Annotated in this window: 14 protein-coding genes; 8 read left to right on the top strand and 6 right to left on the bottom strand. The window is 43.7% G+C overall.

Features of this window, described 5'->3' with window-relative positions:
- Window positions 1-21 precede the first annotated feature (21 nt).
- Genes FHS68_RS04525 through FHS68_RS04515 form a run of 3 tightly spaced genes read left to right on the top strand, consistent with a single transcriptional unit; the run spans window position 22 to window position 2,361 of the window.
- Window positions 22-636 (top strand): class I SAM-dependent methyltransferase, encoded by a 615-nt coding sequence (locus tag FHS68_RS04525; RefSeq protein WP_167267608.1) that lies wholly within the window; start codon window positions 22-24, stop codon window positions 634-636.
- Between the two features lies 1 nt (window position 637).
- Window positions 638-1,540, top strand: a complete 903-nt coding sequence (locus tag FHS68_RS04520; protein ID WP_167267606.1) for a glycosyltransferase — start codon at window positions 638-640, stop codon at window positions 1,538-1,540.
- 14 nt (window positions 1,541-1,554) lie between these two features.
- Entirely contained in the window at window positions 1,555-2,361 is an 807-nt protein-coding gene (locus FHS68_RS04515) for an FkbM family methyltransferase (protein WP_167267605.1), read from the top strand.
- Window positions 2,362-2,365: 4 nt separating this feature from the next.
- Here FHS68_RS04515 and FHS68_RS04510 read toward each other — a convergent pair whose 3' ends face one another.
- A complete protein-coding gene (locus FHS68_RS04510) occupies window positions 2,366-3,631 on the bottom strand; it encodes a nucleotide sugar dehydrogenase (RefSeq protein ID WP_167267603.1) in 1,266 nt (421 codons plus the stop codon).
- Window positions 3,632-3,765: 134 nt separating this feature from the next.
- Between FHS68_RS04510 and FHS68_RS04505 the strand changes: the two genes are divergently transcribed.
- Window positions 3,766-4,248: an ORF6N domain-containing protein gene (locus FHS68_RS04505; RefSeq protein WP_167267601.1), complete on the top strand. Its 483-nt coding sequence runs from the start codon at window positions 3,766-3,768 to the stop codon at window positions 4,246-4,248.
- A gap of 14 nt (window positions 4,249-4,262) precedes the next feature.
- Here the strand turns inward: FHS68_RS04505 and FHS68_RS04500 are convergent, their stop codons facing one another.
- Window positions 4,263-5,171 (bottom strand): class I SAM-dependent methyltransferase, encoded by a 909-nt coding sequence (locus FHS68_RS04500; RefSeq protein ID WP_167267600.1) that lies wholly within the window; start codon window positions 5,169-5,171, stop codon window positions 4,263-4,265.
- Window positions 5,172-5,301: 130 nt separating this feature from the next.
- Here FHS68_RS04500 and FHS68_RS04495 point away from each other — a divergent pair, with 130 nt between their 5' ends.
- The 4 genes from FHS68_RS04495 to FHS68_RS04480 all read left to right on the top strand — a co-directional run bounded on the left by FHS68_RS04495 (window position 5,302) and on the right by FHS68_RS04480 (window position 12,041).
- Window positions 5,302-6,552, top strand: a complete 1,251-nt coding sequence (locus FHS68_RS04495; protein ID WP_167267598.1) for a glycosyltransferase family 4 protein — start codon at window positions 5,302-5,304, stop codon at window positions 6,550-6,552.
- Window positions 6,545-7,324 (top strand): glycosyltransferase family 2 protein, encoded by a 780-nt coding sequence (locus tag FHS68_RS04490; protein ID WP_167267597.1) that lies wholly within the window; start codon window positions 6,545-6,547, stop codon window positions 7,322-7,324. The genes FHS68_RS04495 and FHS68_RS04490 overlap by 8 nt, the downstream gene beginning before the upstream one ends.
- Before the next feature lie 211 nt (window positions 7,325-7,535).
- The gene (locus tag FHS68_RS04485) at window positions 7,536-10,640 is read left to right on the top strand and encodes a SusC/RagA family TonB-linked outer membrane protein (RefSeq protein ID WP_167267595.1); all 3,105 of its coding nucleotides are present in this window, start codon (window positions 7,536-7,538) and stop codon (window positions 10,638-10,640) included.
- 27 nt (window positions 10,641-10,667) lie between these two features.
- Window positions 10,668-12,041 (top strand): RagB/SusD family nutrient uptake outer membrane protein, encoded by a 1,374-nt coding sequence (locus tag FHS68_RS04480; protein ID WP_167267593.1) that lies wholly within the window; start codon window positions 10,668-10,670, stop codon window positions 12,039-12,041.
- Between the two features lie 92 nt (window positions 12,042-12,133).
- Here FHS68_RS04480 and FHS68_RS04475 read toward each other — a convergent pair whose 3' ends face one another.
- From FHS68_RS04475 to FHS68_RS04460, 4 genes are read right to left on the bottom strand one after another with little or no spacing between them, the layout of a single operon-like run.
- Window positions 12,134-13,444, bottom strand: coding sequence for a DUF4302 domain-containing protein (locus tag FHS68_RS04475; protein ID WP_167267591.1), 1,311 nt, complete (start codon window positions 13,442-13,444; stop codon window positions 12,134-12,136).
- A gap of 7 nt (window positions 13,445-13,451) precedes the next feature.
- Window positions 13,452-14,363, bottom strand: coding sequence for a zinc-binding metallopeptidase (locus FHS68_RS04470; protein ID WP_167267590.1), 912 nt, complete (start codon window positions 14,361-14,363; stop codon window positions 13,452-13,454).
- A 32-nt stretch (window positions 14,364-14,395) separates the two neighbouring features.
- The gene (locus tag FHS68_RS04465; RefSeq protein WP_229211764.1) at window positions 14,396-15,919 is read right to left on the bottom strand and encodes a RagB/SusD family nutrient uptake outer membrane protein; all 1,524 of its coding nucleotides are present in this window, start codon (window positions 15,917-15,919) and stop codon (window positions 14,396-14,398) included.
- Window positions 15,916-19,263: a SusC/RagA family TonB-linked outer membrane protein gene (locus tag FHS68_RS04460; RefSeq protein WP_167267588.1), complete on the bottom strand. Its 3,348-nt coding sequence runs from the start codon at window positions 19,261-19,263 to the stop codon at window positions 15,916-15,918. Before FHS68_RS04460 ends, FHS68_RS04465 begins: the two co-directional genes overlap by 4 nt.
- Between the last annotated feature and the right edge of the window lie 15 nt (window positions 19,264-19,278).

Genomic DNA, 19,278 nt, shown 5'->3' with positions numbered 1-19,278 from the left:
CCAAAATATTTCAGATAACTAATGTCTTTAAAGCAAAAAATAGTCGCCGGCCTTTTGAAACAGCCTTACAGCCTTTTTCAATTGACTAACTATGACCGGACCAAACCTGTAAACATGGTTGTGGGTTCCATGTATTCTGTATACAAAGGCTGGATCCATTCGGACATTGAAACGCTTAACCTATTGAAAAAAAGCGACTGGAATAAATATTTTGATGAAAATTCCATTGATAAAATTTTAGCGGAGCATGTTTGGGAACATCTCACGCCGGAAGAAGGAAAATTGGCATTCAGAAACTGCTATACCTATTTAAAATCAGGCGGACTATTGAGGGTTGCTGTTCCGGATGGCTACAATCCTTTCAAAGAGTACATTGATTATGTAAAACCCGGCGGGACCGGTAATGGCGCCGATGACCATAAGATACTATATAATTACGAGTTGATGTCCGGATTTTTGCAGGAAATCGGGTTTAAAGTAAGTCCCTTGGAATATTACGATGAGCATGGCAAGTTTCAAAAATTCCCCTGGAAACCGGAAGACGGAATGATACGCCGCTCCGCCGATCATGATGAACGGAATCGCGATGGAAAGCTCGTGTACACATCGCTGATCATCGACGCATTCAAAAATTAGAATGGCTTTAAATGGTAACCTTGCACCTATTGTATTGTTCTGCTTTAACCGTCCATGGCATTTAAAACAGACGGTCGAATCGCTGCAATCCAGTCTGCTCGCCTCCAAAAGTGAATTATTCATTTATTCCGACGGACCGAAAACGGATGCAGATCAGATGCTGGTCAGGGAAGTGCGGGATTATGTCAAGGAGATTAAAGGATTCAAAAATATCACTTTAATTACATCTGCGAAAAACAAAGGCCTCGCTGCTTCGGTTATTGATGGGGTAAGTGAAATTGTGAATCGCTACAAAAAAGTGATCGTTCTGGAAGATGATATGCTCAGTACGCCGGATTTTCTCAATTTCATGAATGATACCTTAAATGCTTACGAATTTCGCCAGGATATCTTTTCCGTATCCGGGTACACACCACCACTAACTATTCCTCCGGATTATCAAGCAGATTTATATCTTGCGCCCCGTGCGAGTTCATGGGGCTGGGGGACCTGGGCGGACAAATGGGAAAAGGCGGATTGGAATGTCAAAAATTTTGATGATATAAAAAAGAAAGCTGCCGCTCAGAGGGAATTAAAAAACGGTGGTAATGATTTGTGGCCAATGCTGGTGAAACAGCAGCGGGGCGTCATCGATTCATGGGCGATCCGATGGACATTTTCTCAGTTCAATCATCAGGCCTACGGCTTGTATCCCGTGCGGTCAAAAATAAAAAATATCGGAACGGATGGAAGTGGCACCAACTTCACATTTACTTCTGCGCAATACGGCAAAGAAATGTCCCAGGGAGAAGTTTTAATGGATCCTGAGTTGAAACCTGATGCAGAAATGATCGCATCTTTTCGCAAATACTATAATTTGCCTTTTGCAATAAAAATCAAGAACTGGGTCAAGTACCGGATCTGACTGAAATTAAATCTATGTATTGGCTTCGCTATTTGCTCAAAGAACCTTTTCATTCCCTCAGCACGCCTGCTAACAGAGAGTTTATGGGTTTGCTATTTAAATATGGAAATAGTCGGCGGCATCAGTTAAAACACGTAAAATTCGGCGCTTTCCGCTTACAGGTTCCTGATACCATGTCGTTTTTATGGCAGCATAAAGAGATTTTTGCGGATGAATTTTATTTTTTTGAAGCAGGTAACTCCACGCCTGTTATCCTGGATTGCGGTGCGAATGTGGGTATGAGTGTCCTTTATTTCAAAAAACTTTATCCGAACGCTCGTGTTGTCGCCTTTGAGGCAGAACAAAACATTGCATTACTACTCAAAAGAAATCTCCATGAAAATGCGATAACGGGAGTGGATATCGTGGACAAAGCAGTATGGACAGACAACAATGGTATCTTATTCGGTAGTGAGTCAGCCGATTCGTCTTCCATTTATTCTGTTTCCGAAAAGAGAAAAGTTCCTTCTGTGAGGCTGAAAGATTATCTGTTAAAGGAAACGCATATTGACTTTCTGAAAATCGACATTGAAGGCGCAGAAAATGCGGTACTGAGCGATTGCCAATATGCGCTTGGACATGTTCAAAACTTGTTTGTCGAATTTCATTCTTATGTTGACCATCCGCAGGAATTAGCAAATGTCGTCAGCATTTTTGAAGAGAGCGGCTTTCGCTATTTTATCGATACCAACCAGCATCGGCTCAGGCCTTTCATTAATCATCGTTATAGGGCAAACGATGTAATGGATCTTCAGTTAAATATTTTTGGTTGGCGAGAATAGACTTTCATAATCTGGAATCCACCAATTCCCTCGGCAAAATTGACTTTAAGTCAAAAACGACCGACTTATCTTTCATAAAACTTTGAAGATCAAGATTTTGAAATAAATCGTGTGCGACGGTAAGCAATATGGCATCGTACTTTCCTGTTGGCTGTTCAAGCATTGAAAGTTTGTACTCTTTTGCCACCTGATCGCGAGATGCCCAGGGATCGTAAACTTCCACCTGCATTCCGAAATCTTTAAGTTCACGGTAGACTTCTGTCACCCTGGTATTTCTAATGTCTGGGCAGTTTTCTTTAAAGGTAATTCCTAAAACCAACACCCGGCTCCCTTCAATTTTAAGCCCTTTACGGATCATTAACTTGACGAGTTTATTAGCTACAAAAATTCCCATGGTATCATTGACCCGTCTTCCCGACAGGATTACTTGCGGATAATAGCCTAATGCCTCAGCTTTGTGTAAGAGGTAGTAGGGATCAACTCCAATGCAATGCCCCCCAACTAAGCCAGGTTTGTATTTCAAAAAATTCCATTTGGTACCAGCTGCTTCGAGCACTTCCGTGGTATCAATATCCATTCGGTCGAAGATCAGCGCAAGCTCATTGACAAACGAAATATTAACATCCCGCTGCGCATTTTCAATCGCTTTGGAGGCTTCCGCTACTTTGATGCTTGATGTCGGATGCGTGCCCGCTTCAATCACAGAGCTATATAAGTTATCTATAAACTTCGCCGCTGCCGGAGTAGATCCGGAGGTTACTTTCCTGATTTTCGTAAGCGTATTGACCTTATCTCCGGGATTAATGCGCTCGGGAGAATACCCGCAGTAAAAGTCCACATTATACTTTAAACCACTTTCTTTGACCAATACAGGAACGCAATCCTCCTCCGTACATCCCGGATAAACGGTTGATTCATAAATCACTACATCATTCTTTTTCAATATTTTTCCGATCATTCTGCTGGCTGTGAGGAGAGGGGCCAGGTTAGGTTTTTTATAAATATCCACGGGTGTTGGAACCGTCACAATGAACACATTGCATGAGATCAAATCCTTTTCACTGTCGGAAAAATCGAGATTAGTAAGATTTTGAAGCACATCGCGGGAAACTTCCTGCGTGCCATCATCATTTTTCCTCAACTCCTCAATCCTTCTTGAATTAATATCAAAGCCCAGAACCGAATATTTTTGGCTCAATGCGACAGCCAAGGGAAGCCCTACATATCCAAGTCCAATCACTGCAATTTTTATTTCCGACTCCCGTGGCATGACGCTTTTCAAATTATGTGGAGCATAAAACTATGCATATTTAACCCTACCAAAAAATTTTCTGAGGGGCTGTGACTTATGGTTAACCTGTACGTATTCATATAAATATGTCACAAAATAAATCCCCCTTTTTTATGGAATTGGCAATTATTCAAAATAAGGTATTCACATTACGAGGTTATAAAATAATGCTGGATTTCGACCTGGCTGAAATGTATGAAGTTGAAACGAAAGTGCTTAAACAGGCCGTGAGAAGAAATTTGGATCGCTTTCCGGATGACTTTATGTTTGAGCTGACTCAAAAAGAAGCTGAGAACTTGAGGTCACAAATTGTGACCTCAAGTCGGGGAGGCGCAAGGTATCTGCCCTTCGCCTTTACCGAACAAGGCGTTGCAATGCTGTCAAGCGTACTGAAAAGTAAGAAAGCCCTGGCGGTAAACATCTCCATTATGCGCGCTTTTGTTATGATACGGCAGCATTATCTGGATTCCGAAGAGTTGAAAATCCGAATTGGCAAACTGGAAGATGAGATGCACCTCAAATTTGATGACATTCATCAGGCTCTGAACTACTTACTCAATCCCCCGACACCGGAAAGAAATTCCATTGGCTTTTGATAGAATAATATTTACTACTTGGCGTATGGATTGAGCGGAAAGATATGTACCTGAAACCCATCTCGCTTCATCGCATCGATAACCGTTTGGGAAGGAAGTTTTTTGAAGATAACTGCACACAAGACCTGCGCAGGCATGAGCGACAACCTCGTCAGAAGATTATGAAATGAAAGTTTTCGGCTGATCTTTCTAAATGCTGCGGAAGAACTGTCCGCTTTCTCCTGGCTGTAAGCCGGATGATAATAATTATTGTTAATCCCTTTAAAAGCAACTGCCGGGAGACCCATGCCGTTGGCCAGCTTGTCCATTTCCCTCTCGGAAAGCTTGAAAACATAGTTGCCGACCTCTTCAAAAGAATATCTATTTTTCCAATACTTCTGCAACAAAGAAGTGTCCCAGCGATCGAATACATTCCTTAAAGCAAGCAAAAATGGCATTCTTGAAATCGGATCGTGCGGTTCAACCAGGATAACCGCTTCCCTGGCTACCCGCAACATTTCATAAACTCCCAGATAGGGCCTTGGAAAATGATGATAGGCTTCTTTACAAAAAATATAGTCAAAGCTATTATCGCCAAAACTTAGTCGTTCAACATTTTCAACCGAATACTTCTCCAAAAAACCTCTTGACTTGGACAGAGGAAGAAAAGTCCCGGAGATATCAGTAGCTGTTACATCAAGCCCTTTTCTGAAAAAATGATTGGCATCGAATCCATAGCCGTCGCCCACGGTAAGCCAGGATTTAGGTTCTTTAACGAATGGGTCCGTCAATTTGAGCATGCGATGGTGGATCCAGTTATTAATGGTCTTATGCTCATGATCATATTCCCATAACTCAATGGCCCTATCTTTTGCCTCCTTGGTTGCATATTGTACCTCATACCATTCAGAATGCGCTTCGTGGCTCCGCTTTTCGTTAGACATCGTCCCTGGATTACTTAATTTCGGATAAAGATAGTTTTAACGAATAAAAATTATTTAACCACAGAACTATTAATTTTAGCCGGATAACTCAGAATCAATTCCAAATTAAAGACATCAATTCCAATTCTACATGGTACTTCATCTAAGTACATTTCATTTGGAAGGAGGGGCCGGCGTGGCAGCAACACGGCTGCATCGCGCCTTGGTGAAAGCGGGAATAGAATCTGAAATGCTGGTCCCTTCGTCACTTTTGGAGGAAGATAACGTCACCTCACTAGCCGAAAACAAGTGGGATTCCCGAGTAGCCTGGGGCCGTTTTGTGGCTGAAAGACTGTATTTCCTGCCACAGGAAAAAGATAAGTCAATCCGGTTCGCCTTCTCACCTGCGGAAGTGGGTGCAGATGTTAGCCAGCATCCGCTGGTCGAGCGGGCCAATATCATTCACTTACATTGGATCAATTTTGGGTTTTTGTCCATTAACAGCCTGAGCAAACTATTTTCCCTTGGGAAACCAGTTGTGTGGACGCTGCATGATATGTGGACGTTTACTGGCGGCTGTCATTACAGTAGAGGCTGTAATCACTATCTTAACCATTGCTGCTACTGTCCTTTCTTGGCAAAACCAGACCAATACGACATTTCATTTTCTCAGTTTGAATTTAAAAAAGACTTGTACGATCAAACCAGGCTCGCTCTCATATCCCCAAGCCTCTGGCTCGACAAAACAGTCAAAACTGCTGCACTTACAAAGCATCTTCATTCTCTGAATATTCCCAATTGCATTGATACGGCAATATTTAAACCTCTGAACACGGCAGAAATCAGAGCAAAGCTTCAATTACCTGCTAATAAAAGATTCATTCTTTTTGTCGGCGCCAATACGCAAGATCCTCGTAAGGGTTTTAATTTCTTCCGCGAAGCTATGGCGCTCTTACGCAAGGATTTTGACGATTTGGAAGTATTAATTTTAGGGAAGGCGAGAGCGATAGCTTTTGATGAATTTCCTGTTCCAGTTCACTATTTGGGCAAAATTACCCGGACGGAAGACCTGATCAATGCGTATAATGCAGTAGATTTGATCGTTGTCCCGTCCCTGGAAGATAACCTGCCTAATACCATTATGGAAGCGATGGCCTGTGCAATCCCGGCAGTTGGTTTTGCGACTGGCGGGATTCCCGAAATGATTGATCATCAGGTTAATGGATATGTTTCGGAAAACAGGTCTGCTGCTTCACTGGCAGAAGGGATAAGCTGGATAATACAAAACAACAGTAACGGCGACCTCTCTTCCAATGCGCGGGAAAAAGTGCTTAATACTTATTCCGAACACATTATCGCTGAGAAATATCGAATATTATATCAGTCGATGCTAAATGAATAACCCGCCGTTCCTTACAATTATCACCGTCACTTTCAATGCAGAGCGGTTCTTACCACGCACTTTGTCAAGCATAGAAAATGCCCTTCGTAACTTGCAAGATCCTTCCGTTGTTGAATACCTGATCATCGATGGTGCTTCTGTGGATGCTACTTGGAAGACAGCAGACCAGTATTCCCATATCATCTCCCAAGTTATCTCAGAAAAAGATCAGGGCTTGTATGATGCTATGAATAAGGGCATTGCAGCTTCTACGGGGAAATATTTGTGGTTTTTGAATGCGGGAGACGAGATATATGATTCGAATGTACTGTCAAACCTTCTAAAAAAGCTCGAAGAAGAAGCCGACATTTACTACAGCGATGCAATGATGGTCCGGGAAAATGGGACTGAAATAGGATTAAGGAGCATCATTACTCCGCATACCCTTCCAAAAAACCTGAAATGGCAGGATTTCTCTTTGGGAATGAAGGTTTGTCATCAGGCATTTGTTGCGAAAAAAGCAATTGTTCCACTTTACGACATACACAATCTCAGTGCCGATATCGATTGGGAAATTACATGTCTCCAATCTGCCAGGCAGGCTAAATATCTGCCCTTCATTCTTTGTAGATATTTGGTTGGAGGTTTCTCGGTGCAAAATCACAGACGCTCGCTCACCGATCGCTTCAAAGTTCTTAGCAAACATTTCGGCATTATACCTACGCTATTTAACCACATCCGGATAATCTGGCGCGGCTTCAAGTTCGGTATGTCAAAAGGGAAGTATTGGTAGAAAAATCCAATTCGTCAAAATTATGCTATTCATCTTCTACATGGTTAATTCCTCGTTTTTTGCTTAAAACAATCGAAAAATTACGTTCTATCTAAAATAGTGTCAAAATTCTATTATGGAGAAAATGAAATAACTCATTATAAAATTTGGTAAATCTACCAGCACACATATATTTGTTCTATATAACTTCGTATTAACCAAACTAGCCGTTATGAACAAATTTTTGCTATTGGCGTTTTTAATTTGTGTGGTTACATGGCTGCCCGCGAGTGGGCAAGACATGCGGATCACCGGAAAAGTGACAACAGATGACGATTCTCCATTGCCGGGAGCTTCAATCCAGGTAAAGGAATCAACAGCGGGAACACAAACCGACGCAGACGGAAATTTCGCGATCAATGTTCCATCCTCGAGTTCAATACTTGTTTTCAGTTTTGTGGGAATGGTTGCACAGGAAATCGCTGTTGGAGGTCAAAGTGTAATCAATGTAAAGCTTTCGAGTGATTCACGCAGTTTATCAGAAGTGGTAATCACTGGTTTTGGATCTCAGATAAAGCGCGACCTGACCGGTAACATCGCCCAGGTAAAAGGCTCCGAAATTCAAAATATGCCCGTAGCGAGTGTGGATGCCGCCTTGCAGGGACGGGCAGCGGGTGTTTATGTGAACAGTGGCTCGGGTAAACTCGGTCAGGCGATTAATGTGCGTATTCGCGGAAATTCATCCATAAGTGCCAGCAGCCAGCCACTATATGTTGTGGACGGAATGCCCATTACCACTTCAGATTTGAGCAATAGTGGCGGAGGCCAAACTAACCCGCTTGCTGATATCAATTCCAATGATATTGAATCTATTGAAATTCTGAAAGATGCGTCGGCAGGTGCTATTTATGGGTCCAGGGCGGCCAATGGTGTGGTGCTAATTACAACCAAACGCGGCAAGTCGGGAAAAACCAATGTGAGTATCAACTATCAGCTTGGATCCTCAGAAGCAACCAGACGCGTCCGGTTCCTGAATGCTGACGAATATGTGAAATTTTATACGATGGCGGCAGGTAACCGCGACCGGATTGCAGGCATAGATCCGGCTGACCCCGATTCGTATACGCAAAGTATTATTGGCCCGGGCGGGTTTTTGGACTATCAGAGCTTAGGAACTTTCAATACGCCCGATCAGAAAGAATATTTATGGCAGGACCAAGCTTTCCAGAAAGCACCCATGCAACAGCTTGATTTTCAGTTGAATGGTGGAAATGATAAAACCAAATTTTTCCTTTCTGGTCAATATCTCAACCAAAAAGGAACATTGATAGGTAACAAACTGGATCGCGTTTCGATGAGGATGAATCTGGATCATCAGGCTTATAAATGGTTACAGATCGGCCTTTCGATGGGATTGGCCCGTACCAGAAACTATCGCCTTCCAGGTGACAACGCATTCTCTAATCCACTGCAAATGTCGGCTTTGACGCCTTTGACGCCGTTCACTGATCCATCAACGGGCCTGCCAACCGGAACACCTCCGGGCGACATTTACGTGCCGGTTTATTTTAACCCGCTCATTTCGATTAATTACGCAAGCTTCGTTGCTACTTCCTTCCGTAACCTGACCAACGCCTATGCCCAGATCAGCTTTACGCCGGAATTGAAATTTCGCAGTGAATTGGGCATTGATCTGCTCAATCAAAACGAAGAGGGTTATTACCAAAGCCAGAACGTCCGCAACATTGGGACGGCCAGCAGTGGATTGGGAAGTAATTATGGCACTTTTGTAACCAATTACAATACCAACAACTTTTTCTCTTATGATAAAGTGTTTGGCTCACATGGAATCGGCGCTACGTTGGGTATGTCTTATCAGCAATCCCAAAATAAGCTGAGCTTTATTGAAGGGACCCAATTCCCGTCAGACTCGTATAAGAAGATCGCCAGCGCAGCGACAAAATCGGATGGCAGTTCCAGCGAAACCAACTATCGTTTTCTATCCTATTTCCTGCGTTTAAATTATAAATTCTCTGACAAATATTTATTATCTGCGAGCGCCAGGATAGACGGTTCATCCCGTTTTGGCGCTAATTCACGATACGGGTTCTTCCCATCGGTTTCAGCAGGCTGGGTCTTGACTGAGGAAAACTTCTTGAAAAACAACAATACCCTTAGTTTTTTGAAAATCAGGGGCAGTTACGGTGCAACGGGTAATTCTGAAATCGGGGATTTTCCTCAATTAGGTCTTTTTTCCGGTGACGCCGGTTATGCCGGTGCCGCAGGACAACGTCCATCGCAGATTGGTAATCCGGACCTGAGATGGGAAACCACCAAACAAGTTGACATTGGCGTGGATTTCGGTCTGTTTAATAACCGCATTAATGGTGAGGTCGATTATTACGAGAAGAAAACAGATGGTTTGCTGCTTGAAGTGAATGTTCCGTCTACATCCGGGTTTTCGATCCAGGTAGACAACGTCGGAAAGCTTGAAAACAAAGGTTTTGAATTTGTACTTAATACGCAAAACGCGGTTGGTGCATTCAAATGGAATACGTCCCTTAATCTTGCAACCAACAAGAACAAGGTGATTGACATTCAGGGGCAGATTATTGAAGGGGGCATCCGAAGCATGAGCCGCGTGATGGAAGGTGAGGCCGTGGGCGTGTTTTATGCGGTTGAATATGCAGGTGTAGATAAGTCGAATGGGGATGCATTATTTTATAAAAACACAAAAACCGCTGACGGATCTGTGGACCGCTCAACAGTTACAAATAGCGGTTTCAACAGCGCCCAGAGAGTGGTGGTAGGAAATCCAAACCCTAAATTGGTAGGCGGTATCACCAATACATTCGCATTCAAAGGTTTAGACCTGAATGTATTCTTTAATGGTGTTTCGGGAAATAAAATCAATTTCTATGGCGTAGGTCAGTATTCTTCGGCAAATGGCATTTATGAAGACAACCAAACGGCCGATCAGCTGAAAGCCTGGACTGCGGAAAACCCTGATACCGATGTTCCCGAGGCGCGTCTGTACCGTGCAAACGGCAACCAGGCTTCTTCACGCTATATCTTCGACGGCTCCTATCTCCGCCTTCGTTCGGTAACATTGGGATACAATCTGCCATCAGCATTGCTCAAACGCATTAAAATGGACCGAATCCGGGTTTACGTCTCAGCATTGAACCTGGCCACATTTACCAATTACAAAGGCTGGGATCCCGAGGTAAATACGGACGACGCAAGTGACAGGGATTTGAAATTCGCCTTAGGCAATGACTTTTACACAGCCCCTCAGCCCCGCACCATCCTTGCTGGTATCAATATCGGTTTCTAACATTAGCCTCATTCATTTTACAGAACTATGAAAAAGAACATATTTATATATTCCCTGGCGTTGTCCGCATCATTGTTCCTGACGAGCAGCTGCGACAGCAAGCTGGACGTTGCGCCGACCCAAAGTATTGATGAAAACGCGGCATTAAGTACTTCAAGAGATGTTGAAGTGACTTTAATTGGCTGTTATGACGGATTGCAGGATGGTGATGTGTACGGCGGTGGTTTTCAATATTCATCCGAGTTGCTTGGGAACAGCGACGAGCTGGGCTTTGGAGGTACTTTTCAAAACCTGCTGGAAATGTTCAATAAGGAAATTACTACGGCCAATGCAACCGCATTGACAACCTGGCGCGACTCTTATGTGACCATCAACCGCTGCAACAACGTATTAACGGCGCTCGACATTCTTGATGAAGACAAAAAGGCGAGAGTGGAAGGTGAAGCGCGTTTTATCCGTGCCTCGCTTTATTTTGACCTGGTGAGGCTCTATGCTAAAACCTGGGGAGACGGCGACAATGCCGTCAATCCGGGTGTGCCGTTGGTATTGACCCCGACACGCGGTGTGACAGATGCTGATAATGTTCCAAGAAATTCTGTCGCAGAAGTTTACGCATTGGTCATAGAGGATCTGACAAAAGCTAAATCTTTATTGCCGGAAGAAAATACCATTTATGCAACCAAATACGCCGCTTCTGCGCAACTGTCACGCGTTTACCTGATGCAGTCCAACTTTGCTGCCGCACGCACCGAGGCGAATGAAATCATTGAGTCTGGCGCGTTTGAGTTGAATGCTACATTCTCATCATTGTTCTTCACATTCCTCACGAACGGAGGTGCTAACCCTGACGAATACATTTTCTCAATGGTAGTAACCCAGCAAGATGGCGTAAACGACATGACGACCTTTTTTGGAGCGGCGATCGATGACATTCCGGGTACATCAGGGCGCGGGGATATACGCGTATTGGCAAAGCATCGTGCATTGTATGAAGTGGGCGACCAGCGCGGCGCATTCTTCATAAGCCCTTCTTATACGCTTACGCAAAAGCATCTTGACACGTTTGGCAACGTTTTGCAATTCAGGCTGGGCGAAATGTACTTGACGCGTGCGGAAACCAATTTCAGACTGGGAACTGCTGTGGGTGCAATGCCGGTGGAAGATATCAATGCAATCCGCACGAGGGCTGGTTTGAAAGCCACCGCAACGGTAACATTGGCATCGATCCTCAGAGAGCGCCACCTGGAACTTGCATTTGAAGGCCATATGCTTCATGACATTAAAAGGAACAAGCTAGCTGTGGGAACGATTCCTTACAATTCTCCAAAACTTATTCTTCCGATCCCGCAACGCGAGATAGATGTCAATCCGGAATTGGTTCAAAATGAAGGTTATAATTAATTAACAACAGTTTATTACAACAAAAAACACTTCCCGAACAGGAAGTGTTTTTTGTTTTTGGGCCAGAATTTCCGCAAAAATTCAGATCAATGCTATTGCCAGCTAATCCAGGCTTTCGCATCTTTTGCACTTACCATATCATAGGTATCGTCTGAGGTCTGGATCAAGTAAAATCCGCTTGTATCATATAACAGATTCGCGGAATTAGCCGCCGGGCCGGTAGTTGGTACAGGCCCAAGTGTTCCCCATCTTGAGAATATTACCCTTCCATCGGAAACAAAATTTGGTACAGCCGGAGCATGACCATATTGAAGACTTAATGCATCTTCTGCCTGTGAATAAAAAACGGGTGCAAAAAGATCATATTTTGCATTAACCCCGGGCTGATAAACATAAAAAGCGTATTCCTCATCTTCAAATTTGAGATCCTTCACACCAAAAGCGTCGTCCACCCCATTAACGTGGAATGCGTCGCTTGTTCTCCATTCCCCGCCCGAATCGATGGGCTTCTGCCACCATCTTTTCGAAGCTCCCAAATCCACCGCAATGGGTTTTATCGCACTCACCACCACACCACTTACACCGCCGCCTGATAGTCCCAGTTGGATTGTATTAGCATTCCAGGTAAAGTTATTAAAACCCGTGATGGTTTGAGAGCCGTTGACAAGCGGCGAATCAAGCACAAGACCAGTTGAGTTGAAATAGTATTTGGTAGTAAATGTTTTGGGCGTTGTACCTGCAAGCCAGGTCAATTTAATAATCCTCTCCAATGAATTAACCGTTATTTCATAGGTCGTTGCACCCAGTGTTATCCGCTTGAAATAAGGCTGATATTTGGAGATGTTATTGAAAAGCAATGCTTTTGCCAACGCCCCGCCTGTAAATGCTGTCGCCTGGGCCTCGGTAGCTTTGGTTAGTACAAGCCGGCTTTGATTTTTCCTGCCTACCAGGGAGATTGATTCTGCTTTAACCGAATCCGGGAAGATACTAAACTCAAAATCCGACTTTAAGCCCTCCCCACGAACCCCACCATTTACTTCCTCGTCGGGATCTGACAAAATATGCAGGTATGAATAAGTATCAAAGATGAGCGAAGGCGTTTGAAGGGCTTTAAGCCGATAACTGCTCTCCTTGGCTGTGGCAGCGGACGCATCTGAAAAATCCGAATACATCACTACCCTGTTCTGATTATTGAACTTGAAATAAAAACCGAAACTGCCTCCGCCCTCCGGATAAATCACCGCATTCCAGCCATATGGAGCTTCTACCAATTGTTTTTCGTAGGAAGCTAAGGCTGCATTGAGACGGGTGTCCGCAGTTTCCTCAAAAAGGGTATCGTCACTATTTTCGCAAGAGAAAAAAGCAACGGACAGAAACAGTAGATATAAAAGGGATTTTTTCATCTAAGATTTAAAAAAGTTTATTCATAGACCCTCTAACACGATTCTGAAGGCTATAAAAGTCTATTTTCCAGGTATTTTTATAATAGGCAACCACCACCGCCTCCTTTTGTCTTAGCGAAGCTTGCGCCTGCGCTTTTGTAACACCCCTTGGACTTGTGCCCTCTGGAATGGAATTCAATATTTTATCAAATCCCGCCTTTCCCTCCGTAAGCATCATAGCGATCATTTCAACAAAATCCTCGTCAAAGTTCAATGAGCTATAAGCAGTTACGAAACCATCCCGACGTGCATCTTCATCCGACCAGTTGATCCAGTTACCCCCCTGATAGAGCGCTTTGGTCACATTCCGGAATTCTACCGGATACAAAACAGTTTGGTGCAGGATATGACCAAATTCGTGATGGATCGTGTGCAAAAACCAGTCTTTCACGAAAGCAGAATCCTTTTCGGCATCATACCCAGCCATTCCCTTTATCTTAAACAAATTCACCCCGTACAAAACAACTTTACGTCCTCCTTCGGCAGTACCGAGCGTTATTGAGCCTTCGGCATTGTATTCATTGCTACCAGAGAGAATAAAAAATTTGGGTGAAAACCGGTTATAAAATACAGAACCAGCTTCCTGAACATACGGCAATGTCCAAGCTTTTTTAATTGTGCTCAACAAAGGGATGACCTGTGCCTCGTCTGGTGGGACAAGCGATTTGGTAATATTGGCAAACTCAAACTGGTCCCATTTGTATTTGGCTGAAATGTTATAGGGCGTTGTAAGGCTGTCCATAATCCATTTATCGACAGGACCAGAAACCCAGGCATCGCCTCCCAGACCGGGAATGTCCTCTATTTCTCCAAGCTTTTCCTCTTTGCAGGAACTGAGCGTAACACCCAATATCAATGCGGCTATAAAAAATTTATACATAAATTTTGATATCTATTTTCAATTTCGAATCACTACCTGCTATTCTGTGCTATGCCTGAAATGGTAGCCGATTGTGGTATTTGCAACACCCTTCTTGGATCATTGGCCGGGACCGTAATGACCGAACCCGTACTTGTAACGTGCTGGACTGGCATTGCATAACGCTGTATATCAAACCACCTCATGCCTTCCTGTACAAACTCAACACGTTTGAATGCCAAAACAGTGCTGATGATTCCATTTTTTAAATTTGAAGTGCCAAAAAAGCGATTGATACTATTAGCGGTAATGATGTGTTTGGATGCATCATAATTGTCTACTCTTTTGCTGGCATATAGATTAAGATCACTTAGCGACGCCGCCGTGTTATTCAGATATGCATTTGCCTCAATTTTATTGAACAAAACTTCCTCCACCGTAAATATCGGCAGCATGACATAAGGAAAGCCTATTTCCGCATTTACAGATTCCCGAACAAAATATTCGTTCAATTTGGGGACCAGGTAATTGTTATCTCCCTGCGTGTACAGAGGGAATGTCCAGCTGGCTGAACCTCCGATGATACCTTCGCCGGCAGAAATTTCCTGCCATTTTCTAAAATTCATTCCATATCTGTAGCTTGCCACATATCGCCCATAAGTAGAAGAGGTTTCAACCAGCATCAGGTTCGCATTCTGGCTCGCCCTTGAATAGGTATTGTAAAGTTCCTGGGGTGATAGGCTTTCGTAAGTTGTATTCCAGGGCCTGAGGTTATCACCCAAACTACTACCCGGAAAAACTTCATTGGCGTATTGCAACACTTTGGCGTAATCTTTTTTAACTAGATAAAAGCGGCTCGCAAATGCATTGGCCGCTGCACGGTTGAAATGATATTTTGGGACAGTGTAAGTGCCGTCACTGATCAAGGGAAGTCCTTCAAGCAGATCTTTCTCAATCATTTCATAAACATAAGCAACCGTTTTTCTTTCATATTTCTTAATCACAATGTCTTCCGGCTCAGTAACGTATGGAATTCCCGGATCAGAATTCGGTTGTGCAGGATCATAAAACTTGCTAAAAAAGTTGACAAGCATGAAATGCGCATAAGCCCTTGCCAGCAATGCTTCTCCTCGCTGTGCATTATACTGCGCCGGGTCCGTTGTTTTACTAATGATACTTAGCGCCTCATTTGCCACTGATACAGCCCTGTAACATTCGGCCCAGTAAGAATCGGGCGAATCCTGTTCGTCCACTGTGGCCTCTACTTCTTCAAACAGGAAAGAAAAACGATTTGTCTTATCATCTGTGCCGGTCCCTTTATCAGCCACATTATCACTCATTCCTTCCGAAAACACGAGATACCCAGCCTGTGGATAAGCCGTGGTAAGCAATTGCGATACTTGCTTGGGCGTGTTGATAGAGGCCCGCGTGCTATCTGGTTCTGTCGAAAGAAATTCTTCACAACCTGCCAATGTCAATAACGGCATGATCAGAACAACTCTCTTCAAAATATTGGCCTTGCCCATAAAATTCTGCTTAAAAAAATCATTTCCTTTATTCGCCCCGATCTTCATCATAATGTAAGTTTTATTGCTACTGTAAACTGCTTTTGTATCGGCTGCGCAACCCCACCAGAATTAAAAAACTCGGGATCCTGGCCTTTCAGCTTAGCGTCGGCGTAAATCAGCCACGGGTTAATGGATGACACCTGAATGCTTGCGCCTTTAAACCCATATTTTGATATCACGGTCAGTGGTATTTTGTAGGCAAGTGAAACCGATTTTAATCTGACAAAATCTCCTTTGGCGACTCGCTCGGTGGAGTAATTGTAAATGTTATAAGGATAAGTACCCACCAGATACTGTTGTTCCAGCTTATCCGCAATGGAAGGAATTGCTGTAATACCTTCATCGCCCGGCATTACCCAACGATCCAGAAACTCTTTTGGCATTGCATCCAGGTCACTGAAAGCTCCTTTATACAAAGGATTAAGGCGAATTTTATTGCCAGCCTGATATGTCAGAAAAACATTCAATGACAAGTCTTTATAGGTCAGGGTATTGTTGAACCCCCCTGTAATTGGAGGATCCACCGGGCCTTCGTATTTCAAATAGCTAACATTCTGATCTTGTAGATACACATCGGAACTGACCTCTCCATTTTCATTTAAAAAAATAGGAACTCCCGTTTTAGGATTCAATGACCTGTAATCGATCGAAAACAAGCTTCTTACGGGTCTCCCTTGCACATTGGCACCTTCCGCCTTGACCAAGTCAAAAATCCCGGGATTATTGTCCACATTGGAAATCAGGGTTTGAGAATAACCGACTGTAATCCTGGAACGAAAATCCCAATTTTTTGTCTTGTAAAGCACCCCGTCAATGGAGAAGTCAACGCCATAAGACTGCATATCCGCATAATTGGCAACCTTATAGATCTGACCTCCGATTCCAGAGGTTTTGATTTCATCGATCAGGTCGAAACTATTCCTGACATAGCCATCGACAGTAAGATTGATCCGGTTTGCGAACAGACCTAAGTCTAGCCCGAGGTTACCACTATAAAGTTTCTCCCAGGTAAGCTCTGTATTCTGAAGAGAGGCAAGCTGAATGGCGGATTCCTTTTCGTCAGCAATCGGCCGGCGCGTGATGATACTTTGGAAAAGCACGGCCGAGTTAGTTGCTGGCCCGGTATCCGCGGAAAGACCATAACTTGCACGAAGCCTTCCCATACTCAGCCATTTAAACCTTTTCATAAAATTTTCCCGATCAAAATTCCATGATCCTGCTATTGTATACGTGGGAAGCCAGCGCGCGATCGCGGATTTTCCAAAGCTATTGGAACCATCGTAGCGGATGTATCCGGTAAAGTTGTATTTATCATCCAATGTATATCCTGCGCTTCCGTAAAATGCTGCGAACCGTTCATAATCCATCCGCATTCCGTAGTATTGGAAGTTGCTCTCAATGGTCTGTTTCAGGATTCTGTAATCCACAAATGGAGTTCCGCCCTGCTCATACTGGAAGCCATAACCGGTGTTATTTGTATTCTGGCGATTGGTATACTTAATTTCCTGGCCAACCAAAAGATCGATAACATGCCTTTCCGCAAATTTTTGGTTGTACCGGAAATTGTTACGAATGTTGTAAAACAGCATCTGATCCTCATTCCTGTTATAAAATCCGCCGCTAGGAAGCACGATAACCGGATAGGCATTGGGAACATCGGGATCTGTATAAAGATATTTGTTCGCCAAAGCGATGGTTGAATTGTCGGCCGCACGATAAGCATTGGCCATATTGCTGTTTTCAGTGATCTGATGTTCACGCGCCGTTTGAATGTATCGCAGCGCCCCAATGAAATCATAGGTAAGGTGATCCGTTATTTTGTAGGACAAGTTTCCTTGTAGCTTAATGTCCGCCAGGGTCAGGTTGATCTTGTTATTAGCAAGCTCCGATACAATGTTAAACGGAGCAAAATTCCTTCTGAAATATTCCAGATCGCCATTTTCATCATAAGCCGTGAGTGTACGGCTGGTATTCAATGCATAACTGAATGGGTTAATGTCAAAATCCCTATCGAATTTCCCTTCCACCGGGTTGCTTCTACGACTTAACGAGCCTGGCGCCTGCTGTCTTCTGACAGATGCCAGAGTAGAGATACCAATGTTGACTTTATCGGAAACCTGATAGGTATTTTTAAAATTCAGTGTGTAACGTTTTACCTTATCAGCAATAGTCCATCCATTATCATCAAGGTAACTCACTGATGCATAGGAATTTGATTTGTCCGTTCCAAATGATACACTAAGAGAATGTTCCTGAATAAAATTCTGCTTGAAAAGCACATCAAACCAATCGGTATTAGCCCTGGCATATCGCATCAGGAAATTTTTCTTGGCATCATTGGTATTGGGCAAAGGAAAATTGCCTTCGCCGTCACCATTCAATGAATTGTAATATTTTCCATAAACCCCAAAATCGGGTCTGGAAAGAATGTCAGAGGTGAGATATCCTTTTCGCTCCAATTCCGCCAGCACAGACATTTGCTGGGCAGAATTCATAATGTTGAAATTGTTATAGGAAGGGGTGAGCTGCGTACTAAAATTGCCTGAATATGCGATGGTTGGCTTACCGTTTTTTCCTTTTTTGGTTGTAATCACGATCACCCCGTTCATCGCCCGGGCACCATACAACGCGGCCGCAGCAGCATCTTTCAAAATGTCAAACGTTTCAATATCATTTGGATTAACACCTGCAACGGCCGAACCCAGTAAGGTTGTTGGGTCACCGCTGGAAAGCTGATCATTGGAAATATTTACAATATCTTCCTGAACAACCCCGTCAATCACCCATAAAGGCTTGTTATCCCCATTCAAAGACGTAGCACCACGGATCCGGATCTTAGGGGCAGCGCCGAACGTTCCTGAAACATTTTGAATTGAGACCCCAGCCGCACGACCTTCCAGCATACGGCTCACATCAGGAAGACCGTCAATTTTGACATCGTCGGTCTTTAACGTAACGGCAGAGCCCGTAAATTTATCTTTGTCGATTTGTTGAAAACCCGTTACCACCACATCCTGCAGCCCGACGGCATCCTCTACCAATTCAATAGAAAGGCTTCGGCCGGCTTTGATCTCCTTTGGAAGAAATCCGATCATGGTCACAATCAAAGTGGCACCGTCGTTCACATCTGCCAAAACAAACTCCCCTTTTTCGTTGGTAACGGTTCCTTTCTGAGTGCCTTTTACACGGACGGTTGACCCTATGAGCGTTTCACCGGTACTGCTTTTAACGACCCCTTTGATATCAATGTCAGCGGCAGACGCAAATGATGTGGAAAAGACTGATGAGAGCAGGATAGCAAGAAGCAATAAAAAGCGCCGACCCTGGCCACTGATCCGATAGAAAAGATTCATATATCTGGGTATAAG

Origin of the sequence: Dyadobacter arcticus, from assembly GCF_011762185.1 — a bacterium.
GTDB lineage: Bacteria > Bacteroidota > Bacteroidia > Cytophagales > Spirosomataceae > Dyadobacter > Dyadobacter arcticus.
This window is presented reverse-complemented; position numbering and strand designations above follow the sequence as displayed.